This window comes from Paenibacillus sp. URB8-2 (genome assembly GCF_013393385.1).
GTDB lineage: Bacteria > Bacillota > Bacilli > Paenibacillales > Paenibacillaceae > Paenibacillus_AQ.
This window is the reverse complement of the sequence record NZ_AP023239.1, coordinates 3,724,277-3,738,075: the sequence shown is the minus strand read 5'-3', so window position 1 is coordinate 3,738,075 and position 13,799 is coordinate 3,724,277. Positions and strand designations below refer to the sequence as shown.

The 13,799-nt window shown below is 47.6% G+C and carries 12 protein-coding genes and 1 pseudogene; 6 read left to right on the top strand and 7 right to left on the bottom strand.

What is annotated here, in order from left to right; all coding sequences use genetic code 11:
- Positions 1-77: 77 nt before the first annotated feature.
- From PUR_RS17245 to PUR_RS17225, 5 genes are all read right to left on the bottom strand, one after another.
- Positions 78-524, bottom strand: a complete 447-nt coding sequence (locus tag PUR_RS17245) for a DUF3888 domain-containing protein (RefSeq protein WP_179036312.1) — start codon at positions 522-524, stop codon at positions 78-80.
- A gap of 548 nt (positions 525-1,072) precedes the next feature.
- Complete coding sequence (locus tag PUR_RS17240) at positions 1,073-1,918, bottom strand: ABC transporter permease subunit (protein WP_179036311.1); 846 nt, start codon at positions 1,916-1,918, stop codon at positions 1,073-1,075.
- On the bottom strand, positions 1,915-2,904 hold the full coding sequence (locus PUR_RS17235) for an ABC transporter ATP-binding protein (protein ID WP_179036310.1): 990 nt from the start codon (positions 2,902-2,904) through the stop codon (positions 1,915-1,917). The genes PUR_RS17240 and PUR_RS17235 overlap by 4 nt, the downstream gene beginning before the upstream one ends.
- Positions 2,901-4,079: a hypothetical protein gene (locus tag PUR_RS17230; protein WP_179036309.1), complete on the bottom strand. Its 1,179-nt coding sequence runs from the start codon at positions 4,077-4,079 to the stop codon at positions 2,901-2,903. Before PUR_RS17230 ends, PUR_RS17235 begins: the two co-directional genes overlap by 4 nt.
- On the bottom strand, positions 4,048-4,605 hold the full coding sequence (locus PUR_RS17225) for a sigma-70 family RNA polymerase sigma factor (RefSeq protein WP_179036308.1): 558 nt from the start codon (positions 4,603-4,605) through the stop codon (positions 4,048-4,050). The genes PUR_RS17230 and PUR_RS17225 overlap by 32 nt, the downstream gene beginning before the upstream one ends.
- Positions 4,606-4,791: 186 nt before the next feature.
- Here PUR_RS17225 and PUR_RS17220 point away from each other — a divergent pair, with 186 nt between their 5' ends.
- From PUR_RS17220 to PUR_RS17195, 6 genes and pseudogenes are all read left to right on the top strand, one after another.
- Positions 4,792-5,238 carry a hypothetical protein gene (locus tag PUR_RS17220; protein ID WP_179036307.1) on the top strand — a complete coding sequence of 149 codons (447 nt, stop codon included), beginning with the start codon at positions 4,792-4,794 and terminating at the stop codon, positions 5,236-5,238.
- Between the two features lie 397 nt (positions 5,239-5,635).
- Positions 5,636-8,245 carry a phosphoenolpyruvate synthase gene (gene ppsA, locus PUR_RS17215; RefSeq protein ID WP_179036306.1) on the top strand — a complete coding sequence of 870 codons (2,610 nt, stop codon included), beginning with the start codon at positions 5,636-5,638 and terminating at the stop codon, positions 8,243-8,245.
- 266 nt (positions 8,246-8,511) lie between these two features.
- Positions 8,512-9,595 (top strand): annotated as a pseudogene (locus tag PUR_RS17210) (undecaprenyldiphospho-muramoylpentapeptide beta-N-acetylglucosaminyltransferase).
- A 246-nt stretch (positions 9,596-9,841) separates the two neighbouring features.
- On the top strand, positions 9,842-10,324 hold the full coding sequence (locus tag PUR_RS17205) for a DUF2975 domain-containing protein (RefSeq protein WP_179036305.1): 483 nt from the start codon (positions 9,842-9,844) through the stop codon (positions 10,322-10,324).
- Positions 10,325-10,334: 10 nt separating this feature from the next.
- Positions 10,335-10,562 carry a helix-turn-helix domain-containing protein gene (locus PUR_RS17200; RefSeq protein ID WP_179036304.1) on the top strand — a complete coding sequence of 76 codons (228 nt, stop codon included), beginning with the start codon at positions 10,335-10,337 and terminating at the stop codon, positions 10,560-10,562.
- Between the two features lie 158 nt (positions 10,563-10,720).
- Positions 10,721-11,497: a DUF817 domain-containing protein gene (locus PUR_RS17195; protein ID WP_179036303.1), complete on the top strand. Its 777-nt coding sequence runs from the start codon at positions 10,721-10,723 to the stop codon at positions 11,495-11,497.
- A gap of 181 nt (positions 11,498-11,678) precedes the next feature.
- Here PUR_RS17195 and asd read toward each other — a convergent pair whose 3' ends face one another.
- The gene (asd, locus tag PUR_RS17190) at positions 11,679-12,764 is read right to left on the bottom strand and encodes an aspartate-semialdehyde dehydrogenase (RefSeq protein WP_179036302.1); all 1,086 of its coding nucleotides are present in this window, start codon (positions 12,762-12,764) and stop codon (positions 11,679-11,681) included.
- A gap of 111 nt (positions 12,765-12,875) precedes the next feature.
- Entirely contained in the window at positions 12,876-13,790 is a 915-nt protein-coding gene (locus PUR_RS17185; RefSeq protein ID WP_179036301.1) for a phosphotransferase family protein, read from the bottom strand.
- Positions 13,791-13,799: the final 9 nt, after the last annotated feature.

The following is a 13,799-nucleotide window of genomic DNA, read 5'->3' as shown; positions in this document are numbered from 1 at the left end:
AATTAGATTTATTAGCTCTAATGGGAGGTTTTATTAATGAATTAAAGTGAGTATGGCGACTCTAAGGGCAGTGAGATTTAAGGAACTCCACGTAGGATATTCTTCCAATTGGGTGGCAGCTCAAAGTCTTTTATGTGGTTATATTTTATTAACTTAACGGTAGGTCCCGCAGATATTTCAAACGTAATACGATCCATACCTACTGAAATATGTGGTCCTACAACAGGCATCACTTCCACCGTTAATAAAAACGAGAAACCCCGAAATCCATTTTTTCTTTCGATCTGAATCACATCTATTTGATACGGATAAACCAAGGGCGGCTCCTTTAAATATTTTAAGTAATACTTGTTGACTGCGTCTTGAATCGCTGGGCTTAGTAAGAGCATAAGCATGTCTTGCAATTGGAGTTCTGTAGAATCTTGCTTAGGATTGTGAATTTCCGGATATGCTTTTGATTCCAGAGGATATATGATTAGAATCAGTGACAATAGAAAAGGGGCAATTCTTAGTTTTTTTTTCATGTCTAATACCCCATTATTTTTTCTTGTTAAGTTTCCCTGAATTATGATAAAAAATGCAAACTTAATACCATGGGGATTAGGTTAACGGGAGGATAGTACAGATATTAAAAATAAAATAAACAAAGTCAACATTATTAAATCAAACGAATTAAATCAAACGAATTAAATCAAACGAAAAATTGATTATCGAATAGTTAGGTTATTTATGGAAGTTTTCTCAGGTTGATTTTGAGTCCTTTTGATATATCGGCATATAAACTGGTATATCGGTACGGAAAACTTTAGTGAAATAGCGCAGCGGCAGTCTCGGACTTTATTTTCTCGTCTTAGGCTGCCGCTGTCTCTTTTTTCAATGTTAGTCTAAAAACTTTCAATGATTTCCACTTGGGCGGCAATACGCCGTCCGAGTAGTTCATGTACCCCGAGGTCAAGGTCAAGTACGACCGCGGGCCGCCCGTATGATCCCCGCCGTCCGCGACCCTCTCCATTAGACAGACGCGGTTTGGGCCCACTGCTCCAGGGCATCGCCCACCGGTAGGGTCAAAGCGCTACAGATCCTTCCGGCTGAACGCCCGGCACCCCAGCAAGAGCAGAACCGCCGCATACCCCGCCGTATACAGGAGGAAGGCATTCGAAGGAACACTCGCTATGGAAAAAGGCCCCATGTCAGATATCGCCACTCCGGCCCAATCCGCTCCCCCCATTAGCTCGTAGAGGCTTCTTCGGTAGACCGAGTCCGTGGGCAGGAGCAGCCCGGTCAGAAGGAAGAATTTTTCCAACGTGGGATGGGGCCCTCCATAGCTCGACACCCCTTCAACCAGCCCGCTGAAGAGGGCAAATCCGTACAGCAGGGCGGAGCAGATTCCGTTCCCCAGCATCGGCAGATAGACAGAACCCAGCATGGTAATCGTGAGAAGAAGGAGCGGCATCCAGAGGAACAGCCCTAAGCCTCTCAGCATCTCATCCGCCAGTACGGGAAATCCGGCCTGGATGTGGATGGTCCAGACCACGGAAACGAACAGGGCTGTGCTGTAAACGGTGATCCAGACGGCGTGGCCCAGCCATTTGGCCAGATACAGCTTCCAGCGGGGGATGGGGCGGGCGGCCACAGCCAGCAGCAGGCCGTTCTCCTGCTCGCCCGTGACGGTTCCCATGGTTGAGAAGAGAACGAAGAAGGCCGCCAGGAATTGCGAGAAAAAAAGCCCGAGCACCATCAGCACCATGCTGTTCATCAATCGTTCGGCGGGGGAGACCTGGTTCTGTCCGGTCATGCCGGTCAGCTCCCGGACCCCGAAGGCGAACAGGATCAGAAAGATGAAGGTCAGAATTAGCGTGACCAGGAACACTCTCTTTCGGGTCAGCTCCTTGAAGGTGGCAGAAATATACATGGTCATTGCGGGCCACCTCCCTGGCGGGACCCGGCCATCCGAAGGAACCAGGCCTCCAGACTGTTCGGCTCGGGGCCGGATTCGTAGAGCGTCAGGCCGCTCCGGATGAACTGGGAACACAGGTAGCCGGCCTGTTCCCGGTCCGTAACGCGGGCGGTCAGGAGAGCGTTGCCGTCTTCATCGGCCTCGACCAGGCGCAGTTGGGAGGAGAGGGAGCCGCCGACCGCGTCGGTTAGCTCCGCCCAAGTCTCCGAGAGCCAGCCGCCGAGCCGGAAGCGCCAGTTGGCACCGCTGTTTCCGCTATCATCGGTGCTGCTGAGCAGCTTGTGCAGCGGACCCGACGCCAGCAGCTCGCCTCCGTACAGGAAGGCGGCTTCATCGCACAGCTCCTCCACATCCTCGAGCAGATGGGTATTGAGGAAAATCGTCACGCCCCTGCCCCGGAGCCGTTTCAGCAGGCTGCGGATCTCGTAGCGGCCGACGGGGTCCAGGGCCGAAGCGGGTTCGTCCAGGATCACCAGCTCGGGATCCAGGAGCAGTGCGGCAGCCAGGCCGAGACGCTGCTGCATTCCCTTGGAGAAGCCGCCGACCCGGCGGTCTGCGGCATCGGAGAGGCCGACCAGCTCCAGGGTGTCCCGGACCCGGCTACGGAAGGCGGGCGCCCGTGTTTCCTGCGGGCGCAGCCCCCCCAGCTGACCATGGAAGCGGAGCACCTCCGCCGGGGTCAGCCAATCCTGAAAGCGGAACAGCTCGGGCAAATACCCGAGCTTGCGCCGTGCCTCCGGCCGGCCCAGGGGCTGCCCCAGTACGGTGGCCCGCCCGGAGTCGGGGCGGTGGAGGCCGGCCAGCATTTTGACGAAGGTGCTTTTGCCGGCACCGTTCGGTCCCAGCAGGCCGAAGATGCAGCCCTCCGGCACCTGCAGGGTGATGCCGCGGCAGCCGCCGCGGCCGTTGTAGGTCTTGGTCAATTCTGCTGTGTCAATCATCATCATGGTTGGACAAGCTCCTCCGCGGCCTGCTGGAAGGCGGATTCCGTAGGGAAATCCTTCGTATCGCCGCTCAGAAGGCTGATCCGGTCCCCACCAAGCCAGAGCAAATAGCGATTCCCGCTGTCCGCGGTCATGACCGCATCATGTCCACCGAGCCGGAGGTTGCTGGTCACGCCATCGTGGGCTGGAACCGGCAGGGTGCTCCGCCAATCGCCGATGGCGGCCAGCTTGGTCCGCAGGCTGTCCGGCAGCACGGGCAGCCCCAGTACCGCCTCTCGGACGGTTGCCGCATCAATGCCTTTCTCCACTGTCAGCTCCGGCTTGCCGAATTGGAGCAGACGCACATGCTTGCCTGACAAAGTGCCCTCTGTGGCGATGCCGTCCGGGATATACAGCCTGATGGCTTTGCCGTCCGCTTCGGAGGGCAGGGTGGTAGTGCTGCCCAAACGGGTGAGCAGCCGGTTGACCGCCTTCACATTCAGGTTGAAGGTAAGCGTAGTAGCCGGCTGGTAGGAGGGGGCGGTGGAGTTCCCCAGCTGGAGCAGGGAGGCGCCTATCCGTTTTTCCGCTTCGCCCCAGGTAATGGTTCGGGCCTCTCCGCCACCCGACTGGGTCAAGGTGCCGTATTGGGCCAGGTTGAAGCTCCGGTCTCCCTCGGGCGAACCGTGGTCCAGAAGGCCGGAGATGCCCGCCATGTCATCCGCTGAAATCCCGACTCCGACCATGTGCTGGATGCGGAACGTATACAGCATGGCGGCCAGTGCCCGATCCCCCAGGGGGGTGGTGAACAGGCCGATGGCCATGACAGCTGCGGCAACGCCGGCGGTCAGTCTCCGAAGCCTGCGCTTGGCCGGTCTCTCCGTCCGCCAGGCGCCGTCCGCCCCGTTAGCCCTTGTCTCACTTACAGCCCCCATCGCTGGGTCAGCCGAGGACCCCTTTGTAACACGGAATGCTTCCGTCTGTTTCATCTCAACTGCACCATCCTTATCCTTATCGTGATTATCTTGATTTCCATCCAATCGTGCCTCGACCCTTGTTTCATCCGAACGCAGGCCTTCCTCAGCCTGCCTCCAGAACGCCGGAACCGTCTCCTGGGTCGTCAGCCTCTCAAACCGGTTCCAGGCTCGGTCCGTATCAAAAACCGGCTCACCGCCGGTCCGCTTCGCTCCGTCCGCCATCGTGCTGCTCCTCCTCCTGCCCGTATTTCTTCTTCAGCCGTGCCTCCGCCCGGGCCAGCAGTGTGCCGACAATCTTTGGATTGACCTCCAGCCGGACGGCAATCTCCTCGTAGCTGTACCCTTCCTCCCGAAGCAGAAGGGCGGTCCGGTCCCGGTCCGAGAGCTTCTGCAGCACCCGGCGGACCACGTCTTTTTCCCACTCGCGGATGACTTCCGTCTCTCCCGAAGGGGCGGCGCTTTCCGACCAAGCCGCCACGCGGGCGGTTTCTTTTTCCAGTAACGTCTTTCCCGACGACCGTTGTCTCAAATAATCGTAGCCCACCCGGGTCAGCACCCGGTGCAGCCAAGCTCCGACGGCCTCCAGCCGGTCCGGAGGGCTCCGGTAGAGCCGCAGGAATACCTCTTGGGCCAAATCCTCCGCCGCCGCATAATCGCCGGTCAATGCATAGAGCTTCCGCGCCACCCCGGGGTAATGCTCCCGGAACAAGCACTGGAACAGCTCGGGTACCTGTGCGCCTTCCTCCATGTTGCCGCCGTCCCCCCTTTCGCTTATAAGACGGATGCCGGATCGGTTTTGTAGCAGTGAAAAAGGGAAATTCACATTTTGATGCCCCGATCATCCGGAATCAACTAAAGGGCAGCTTGTTACCGTAATAATACTTCCTGATGTAGATTACACTATCCTAAAATTCTTCGAAGGGAAGTTTTCTGTATGCCACTGTTCCTGCTTATATTTGTTGTTATATCTGTAGCAAACTGTTCTACGGCTAATGCTGCTGGCGAGAGTGCTTTACCGGGTTACAAATACCATACACAGAATTATGCCAATATGCATTTGTTTAGATTATCATCAAATGAAATCAAGTCAGCAGAGGTTCGATGGGGACCTAGATATCATAGGACGCTCGAATTCAAAGAGATTCGTTTTCTCGTTAGAATACTACAAAGAGTAAAAAATGAAGATATCAAACCATACAACGGACCTGCTCCGAAAGGAGGACCTTTTGAAGTCACTTTATTGTTACAATCAAATGAGAAATTTGTTCTCACGTTAAATGGCGACTATATCCTTTACCAAGGTAATCAGATTTTCCAGCCTGAGTTTTGTGAGTTTAAAATTCAGAGTTCAACGTTCAACCTAACGGACACGATAGAATAAGCTACAGCTTATAAATAAATCAATAAAAATGCGAAGGCAGCCGATCAGATGGATTGGCTGCCTTTGTTCACCTAAAGGGCAGTTTAGTTCAGTAAGAACCCAACGCAACTTCAGGATTTCTTTAGGCTGCATAGAACCGCATGGTGACTATGCAGTGACGGAGTCGGCTTGAACTAGGTTTTTTGATGATACTAATGGTAGTGGAAAATCAAAAAAGAACCTGGACAGTTTCACCAGGTTCTTTATATTGCACACAAACAGACACGATGATATAATCAGATCACGACCGTCTCAATTTATATAATTAAAGTTATTGCATCTTATACTCTAAGTGTACCATGCCGGTAAACTCTTGTCAAATATTTTTTCTCAATTTAATGGTTAGGAGAGATATTGAATGAGTTCTTTGGTTCTCAGTTTTCAGGAAATGGAAAAAACGCAGCTTTCGCTCGTTGGCGGAAAAGGGTTAAATTTAGGGGAATTATCAAAAATTGAAGGAATACAAGTACCAGAAGGATTTTGTCTTACAACAGTGGGATATCAACAAGCCATCGAACAAAACGAAACGTATCATGTTTTGTTGGATCAACTAACCATGCTAAAAGCAGAAGATCGAGATCAAATTGGTGAAATCAGCAGGAAGATTCGACAAATCATTATGGAAGTGGAAATTTGTTCCGATGTTGTGAAAGCAGTTACTCACTATCTCTCCCAGTTTGGCGAGGAACATGCTTATGCAGTGCGTTCTAGTGCGACTGCTGAAGATTTACCACATGCCTCTTTTGCTGGTCAACAAGACACCTATTTAAATATCATCGGCAAAGTAGCAATCTTGCAGCATATCAGCAAATGTTGGGCTTCCCTATTTACGGATCGCGCGGTAATCTACCGTATGCAAAATGGATTTGACCACAGTCAAGTTTATTTATCCGTTATCGTTCAAAGGATGGTTTCCCCACAGGCTTCAGGGATATTATTTACCGCTGATCCGATTACTTCCAACCGGAAGTTGCTATCCATCGATGCCAGTTTTGGACTTGGAGAAGCGCTGGTCTCCGGCTTGGTATCTGCCGATTCTTATAAAGTACAGGAAGGGGAAATCGTCGATAAGAGGATAGCAACCAAAAAATTGGCTATCTATGGACGAAAAGAAGGCGGAACAGAGACAAAGTCGATCGAATCAGATCAGCAACAGACTCAGACACTTACTGAACAACAAATTTTACAACTGGCACTCATCGGAAGACAGATCGAAGCTTATTTTGGTTGCCCGCAAGATATCGAATGGTGTTTGGCTGATGATACATTTTATATTGTCCAGAGTCGGCCGATCACTACTTTATACCCGATCCCTGAAGCGGTTGATCAAGAAAATCACGTCTATCTATCTGTTGGTCATCAACAAATGATGACAGATCCCATAAAACCATTGGGATTGTCTTTTTACCTGTTAATTACTCCTGCACCTATGCGTAAAGCCGGTGGGAGGTTGTTTGTTGATGTTGCACCTAGGCTGGCTACACATGTCGGCCGGGATATTTTATTAAACATGGGACAACACGATCCGCTTATAAAAGATGCACTTATGACCATAATAGATCGAGATTTTATAAAATTGTTACCAAATGATAAAAAAGAACAGAATCCCATTAATAGCAATAAAGGTATGTCGCCTGCTGGATTTCAAGCACAATTCGAGAACGATCCGACAATCGTTTCTGATTTGATTAAGCGTAGTCAAGCATCGATAGAAGAGTTAAAACAAAACATCCAAACGAAATCAGGATCGGATCTATTTGATTTTATTTTAGAAGATATCCAAGAGTTAAAGAAGATTTTATTTGACCCACAAAGTTCGGCTGTATTTATGGCTGCTATAAATGCTTCATCATGGATCAATGAAAAAATGAATGAGTGGTTAGATGAAAAAAACGCAGCAGACACGCTTTCTCAATCTGTACCAAACAATATCACTTCGGAAATGGGTCTGGAGCTACTTAATGTTGCAGATGTGATCCGTCCTTATCCGGAAGTCATTGATTATTTACAGCATGTAAAAGATGAACATTTTTTGAATGAACTGATTAAGTTTGATGGTGGACAGGAAACTAGGGAAGCTATCTTTGCTTATCTTAACAAATACGGAATGCGATGTGCCGGAGAAATCGATATTACGAAAACCCGTTGGAGCGAAAAACCAATTACACTTGTCCCCATGATTCTCAGTAACATCAAAAACTTTGAGCCTAATGCAGGCAATCGGAAATTTGAGCAAGGGCGACAGGAGGCTTTGAGAAAAGAACAAGAGTTATTAGATCGATTGAAGCAATTACCGGATGGCGAACAAAAAGCCAAAGAAACAAAACGAATGATCGACTTAATCCGGAATTTCATCGGTTATCGGGAATATCCCAAATACGGCATCGTTAATCGCTACTTCGTTTATAAGCAGGCTTTACTGAAAGAAGCCGAACAACTCGTACAAGCAGGCGTTATTCATGAAAAAGAAGATATATACTATCTCACTTTTGAAGAACTTCGCGAAGTCGTACGCACAAATAAACTGGATTACCAGATCATCAGCAATCGAAAAGACGAGTACAAATTATATAAAAAACTAACTCCCCCACGTGTAATCACATCTGATGGTGAAATCATTACAGGTGTGTACAAACGGGAAAATCTCCCCGCCGAAGCTATTGTAGGTCTGCCGGTTTCTTCCGGAGTTATAGAGGGACGGGCACGTGTTATCTTAAACATGGAAGATGCTGAACTAGAAGATGGAGATATATTAGTCACCTCTTTTACTGACCCTGGCTGGACACCATTATTTGTATCCATAAAAGGTCTAGTCACCGAAGTTGGCGGACTGATGACCCATGGAGCAGTTATCGCGCGTGAATATGGCTTACCAGCAGTTGTCGGGGTAGAAAATGCTACCAATCTGATAAAAGACGGGCAACGAATCCGCGTGCATGGAACAGAAGGGTATATCGAAATATTGTAAGCTTTTGCTTGTCCTGCGATCTAAACTTCATAGTAGAGCGACCTCCTGGATGGGCTTTTTGAGGCTATGACCTCGTGCGCAACCCCATCGTACCGAGGCGCTCGTTTTTGTGCAAAGACCAAATTATTCATTCTACAGGAATTCTGACGGGACATTATCGGCTGCCTTTTCCGCGTAAACGTGCAGAATAGCGTAATACAACGCTTGAGATATTTAGAGGATGCATCGAGTATAATGAATTAAAATAGCATCGGTGGGTGGTTAAAATAAAAAAAATAATCTTCACTGGCGGGGGTTCTGCAGGGCATGTAACCGTTAATATTGCATTGATGCCTGAATTCATCCGTGCAGGCTGGGTAACCGAATATATTGGTTCAGTTGACGGTATTGAAAGGCAGCTAATCACATCTAACTTTAATGTGAAATACCATTCAATATCTACAGGGAAGCTAAGGCGGTATGTAGATTGGCAGAACGTAAAGGATCCGTTTAAAGTTGTGAAAGGGATTTTTCAAGCATATCAACTTATAAAGAAGCTTAAGCCAAATATTGTGTTCTCAAAAGGTGGCTTTGTTTCTGTACCAGTTGTTATTGGAGCCTGGTTGAACAAGATTCCCGTTATCATACATGAATCTGATTTAACTCCAGGCTTAGCCAATAAGCTCGCAAGTCCGTTTGCTAGTCTGATTTGCACCACCTTTTTGGAAACGGCCTCTGCCTTTAACAATCACAAATGTCATTACATAGGACCCGTTCTTAGAGATGAATTAACCAAAGGTAATGCCGAACGAGGACGGGCATTCGTGGGGTTTTCGAATATTAATAAGCCTACCATACTTATAATGGGGGGAAGTTTAGGAGCACGGAAAATCAATAATGTGATTCGAGAATCCTTATCACAATTGACAAAGCGATTTAGAGTCATTCATCTTTGTGGAAAAGGACATCTGGATTCTTCTATTTCTAATTCTGATTACCGCCAATATGAATACATAAACGAAGAATTACCGGACATATTGGCCATGTGCGATTTTGTGATCTCACGAGCTGGTTCTAATTCAATTTTTGAGTTTTTATCTTTAAAGAAACCAATGATTCTGATTCCTCTTACTAAGGAACAGAGTAGAGGAGATCAACTTCTAAATGCGGGTTCTTTTGAAAGCAAGGGTTACTGTAAAGTTCTACATGAAGAACAACTGAATACTGATAGCTTAATTGCTAGTGTATATGACTTGGCAGAAGAAAGAACTGTATATTCGAAACATGAGTTCTTTCGAGCGTAATGATGCCGTAAGCCTTATTTATAATCTGCTTATTGAAACCGCAAAGAATGAACTAAATGTTGAATAAATGATTATTATACTAAAGTAAAACTCGTTAATCTAACGGAGAACGATAGCTGAATAACCATCAAGAGGCTTCCGCAATTGAACGGGGCCTTTTTCAGCTAACAGGCAGTTTGTTCAGTTATAGAGCATTTCTTTGTAATGAGAATATAACAACAATAATACATTTAATATCAGTAATTATTTATTGTAAAACGATAAGTTTCGTGATAAAGTCAAATTAAATTTAATAATAAGTGAGGGGCTTTTTATGGAACGAGGAACAACACTCTTTTTAAGGGCAGCTGTTATTCTTATTGGAATCCCGGTTCTTGCTTTGTGCATATTTTGGGTGCCGGAGATAGCGAATTATGCAGCAGAATTGTATCCAGATTATACTTATATCAAATATCTCGTTTTATTCGATGTGTATGCAACTGCGTTACCTTTTTATTTTGCTCTGTATCAAGCATTTAAACTTTTAAGCTATATTGACAAGAACAAAGCTTTCTCGGAATTATCTGTACGAGCTTTAAAGAATATAAAATACTGTGCAATCACAATCAGTGGCTTGTTTGTGGCAGGCATGCCGCTCTTCTATCTCATGGCGGAGAGAGACGATGCCCCGGGTATCATAGTCATCGGAATGGTCATAATTTTTGCCTCCATGGTGATTGCCGTTTTTGCTGCTGTTCTCCAGAAGCTTTTAAAAGAGGCTATAGATATAAAATCAGAAAATGATTTGACGGTCTGAGGTGAAGACAATGGCGATTATAATCAATATTGATGTGATGCTGGCTAAAAGAAAAATGAGCGTAACAGAACTTTCGGAGAGGGTTGGAATAACAATGGCTAACCTTTCTATATTGAAAAATGGAAAGGCAAAAGCGGTTCGATTATCAACTTTAGAGGCGATTTGTAAAGCTTTAAAATGTCAGCCTGGAGATGTATTAGAATACAAAAGTGACGAAGACAGCACCATTATCGGTTAATGTGAGTAATGATAAATCAATAACCGAGCATAACCCCACCAACGAATGGTGGGGTTATGTATTATTTGGAAAACAATAAAGCAACAATATTTTAGAAAAGAGCCAAAGAGTTTTAGACTGGCCTCGAAGTCACTCAGGCATGACAAGGAGGAACATCATTGAAAACAATAATACAACTATTGCATTTTGGCTATCATCAGGCAATGAGCTGCATATTTCCTGTTGCGATCTTTGGAACTTTAGCTTTTTCTAGAGTAATTGAGGTGCCCTTCATTTACCGTTATGATGCCATTCTTCTTATCCTGCTTGCAGTGCAGTACCTTATGTACCGCAGTGGACTCGAGACACTCGATGAAATTAAGGTTATCTGTATATTTCATCTTATTGGTTTGCTGCTGGAAATATATAAGGTATGGATGGGATCATGGTCATACCCTGAGCCTGGGTTTACGAAGTTGCTTGGAGTACCGCTCTATAGCGGATTTATGTATGCAAGTGTAGCAAGCTATATGTGTCAGGTATGGCGTAGACTGAAGATGGACATGACCGGATGGCCGGGGCTTACTTCTGCGGGATTACTAGGAGGAGCCATCTATCTGAACTTTTTCACACATCATTTTATTCCTGATTTTCGTTGGTGGTTGACGGCGCTTGTGCTTATTGTCTTTTGGAGAACATGGATCATATATCGGGTTCAGACCACTACTTTTCGAATGCCCTTGACACTTGCTTTTTTCATTGTAGGTTTTTTTATCTGGTTAGCCGAAAATATAGCTACATATTTTAATGCTTGGAAATATCCTGACCAACACCAAGCCTGGCAGCTGGTTAGCTTCAGTAAGATCAGTTCGTGGTTCCTTCTGGTAATCATTAGCGTCATTATTGTTGCCCAGCTTAAACATGTTAAAGCTGGCCGTAAAACGAAAGATCCATGATCCAGCTAAGATTAAGCTCCCGGAAAACGTTCAATATAAGCCGCAGTCTTGAACTTTATTTTCTTGCCTGGGAATGCAGCAATTTTATTAAAAGTGCCAGTCTACTATTGTCGAATGCAAAATGCCCGTCTCCTGCAAACAGGGAACGGGCATTTGATGTGCGTATTCGGTTACGAGTTCCTTACCGCTTCGTGATATATCCTTCGGCTTTCAGCAGCTCGGCGATCAGAACAGCGCCGCCGGCGGCGCCTCTGAGCGTATTGTGGGACAGGCCGACGAATTTGAAGTCGTACAGCGAATCTTCGCGCAGGCGTCCGGCGGAGATGCCCATGCCGTTCTCAATGTCGCGGTCCAGATTCGTCTGCGGCCGGTTGTCTTCTTCAAAATACGTAATGAACTGTTTCGGCGCGCTCGGCAGCTCAAGTTCCTGCGGCCGGCCCTTGTAGTTCTTCCAGCTTTCCAGAATTTCTTCTTTGGAAGGCTTGTTCTCGAATGAGACGAATACGGTAGCCAGATGGCCGTCCGTAACCGGAACGCGGATGCATTGAGTGGTGATATGCGGAGCGGATGCTTTTACAATCTCCCCGTTATCAACGGTTCCCCAGATGCGCAGCGGTTCCTGCTCGCTCTTTTCTTCTTCTCCACCGATATATGGAATGACGTTGTCCAGCATTTCAGGCCAATCGGTGAAGGTCTTGCCCGCTCCGGAAATTGCCTGGTAGGTGCTGGCGACGACCTGTGTCGGCTTGAAGCCGCGCAGGGCGGACAGCATCGGCACATAGCTCTGAATGGAGCAGTTGGGCTTAACGGCGATGAAGCCGGTTTCGGTTCCTAGACGCTTGCGCTGGCTGGCGATAACCTCCAGATGCTCCGGATTGATCTCCGGAACGACCATCGGCACGTCCGGCGTCCAGCGGTGGGCGGAGTTGTTCGAAATAACGGGAACGCCCGCTTTGGCATAAGCCTCTTCGAGATCTTGAATCTCATTCTTCTTCATATCGACGGCGCAAAAAATCAGGTCGACCCCGGAGGCTACTTCCTCAACGTGCGAAGCGTCCTGAACGGGAATATGTTTAACACTTTCGGGCATTGGGGTAGAAAGCTTCCATCTGCCCTTCACCGATTCTTCGTACGTTTTGCCCGCAGAGTTCGCGCTGGCGGCGATTGCCGTAACCTGAAACCACGGATGATTTTCCAAAAGAGCGATGAAGCGCTGGCCGACCATGCCGGTCCCGCCGACGATACCGGCTCTAAGCTTTTCTGTCATGACGTTTTTCAGTTCCTTTCGAAGGCCATAAATAATAGCGGCTTATAATGTACTGAATTATAAAGGATATGCCGGGAACCTTCAATATGAGATTGCCCCCAAGCGGCATAATTATTTCATATTGTGTAAGGATTCGGTGACAAACCAGCGATGTCTTTCCCGCATAGTGCCCTCGGTAATTTTATCCAGCCCCCAATCGGGAAATTTGGACAGACGCAATGCGGCATATAAATCCCAGTAAGGAAGATTTGTGTAATCGATTGCGGTCATCAAGGACCGATATTGCCGGGTGAACTCATTCATGGCGTCTTTTCCAAAATGAAAGAGAATTTCCAGCCGGGCATTACCAAGATCAGTCAGAGGATCGCCCAAAGCCGCGTCTTCCCAGTCTATAATGGCTGCCAGCTTCCCGTCATTCCACAAAATATTTCCCGGCCAATAATCTCCATGCAGAAGGGCGACTTTATTTGTCCGGGTTAGGGGCCAGACCGCATTCAACGTTTCCCGGATCTTGCTTACATTCAGTGATTCGTCAGTATGTAAAGAACTCTGAACCAGCATTTCGGCGGCAATTTCCTCTTGTATAGGCAAGGGCAAGTGGAGTTGTGAGCAATCCACACGATGAATAGCTGCCAGATTCGCCGCTAACTGGAAAATGTAGGAATTCATATTTGAGGGAGTGAAGTCCGTCCCGCCTGGCACATACTCGATTACTAAATAGGGCTCCGGAAAAATCTCGCAGGACTCGTCAAGATAATAAGGCCCCGGCACTGGAAGACCCTCGGATCGCATCATCTGCAAAAGCTTGAATTCGGCCGCCGCGATCTTCGGGTTTCGCTTAAGATCGGCTTCGCCGTGCCGGCGGACGATCCTGTTTGTGATTCGTCCGTCGCCGAGCAGCAATTCAATCGCTGTCACCCGGGCCGAAACTCCGCCTGCCATCTCCCGTTTGGAGAGCAGCTTTCCTTCGGGCTCCATCCTGGACACCAGTTGTTCAAATTTGTTATCTTCATTTGATTTAGCCATCAATTCCTC

Bases quoted from the DNA above. Each gene is read 5' to 3' on its own strand.
- PUR_RS17245 (WP_179036312.1), bottom strand. From the start codon at position 524: ATGAAAAAAAAACTAAGAATTGCCCCTTTTCTATTGTCACTGATTCTA.
- PUR_RS17240 (WP_179036311.1), bottom strand. From the start codon at position 1,918: ATGACCATGTATATTTCTGCCACCTTCAAGGAGCTGACCCGAAAGAGA.
- PUR_RS17235 (WP_179036310.1), bottom strand. From the start codon at position 2,904: ATGATGATGATTGACACAGCAGAATTGACCAAGACCTACAACGGCCGC.
- PUR_RS17230 (WP_179036309.1), bottom strand. From the start codon at position 4,079: ATGGCGGACGGAGCGAAGCGGACCGGCGGTGAGCCGGTTTTTGATACG.
- PUR_RS17225 (WP_179036308.1), bottom strand. From the start codon at position 4,605: ATGGAGGAAGGCGCACAGGTACCCGAGCTGTTCCAGTGCTTGTTCCGG.
- PUR_RS17220 (WP_179036307.1), top strand. From the start codon at position 4,792: ATGCCACTGTTCCTGCTTATATTTGTTGTTATATCTGTAGCAAACTGT.
- ppsA (WP_179036306.1), top strand. From the start codon at position 5,636: ATGAGTTCTTTGGTTCTCAGTTTTCAGGAAATGGAAAAAACGCAGCTT.
- PUR_RS17205 (WP_179036305.1), top strand. From the start codon at position 9,842: ATGGAACGAGGAACAACACTCTTTTTAAGGGCAGCTGTTATTCTTATT.
- PUR_RS17200 (WP_179036304.1), top strand. From the start codon at position 10,335: ATGGCGATTATAATCAATATTGATGTGATGCTGGCTAAAAGAAAAATG.
- asd (WP_179036302.1), bottom strand. From the start codon at position 12,764: ATGACAGAAAAGCTTAGAGCCGGTATCGTCGGCGGGACCGGCATGGTC.
- PUR_RS17185 (WP_179036301.1), bottom strand. From the start codon at position 13,790: ATGGCTAAATCAAATGAAGATAACAAATTTGAACAACTGGTGTCCAGG.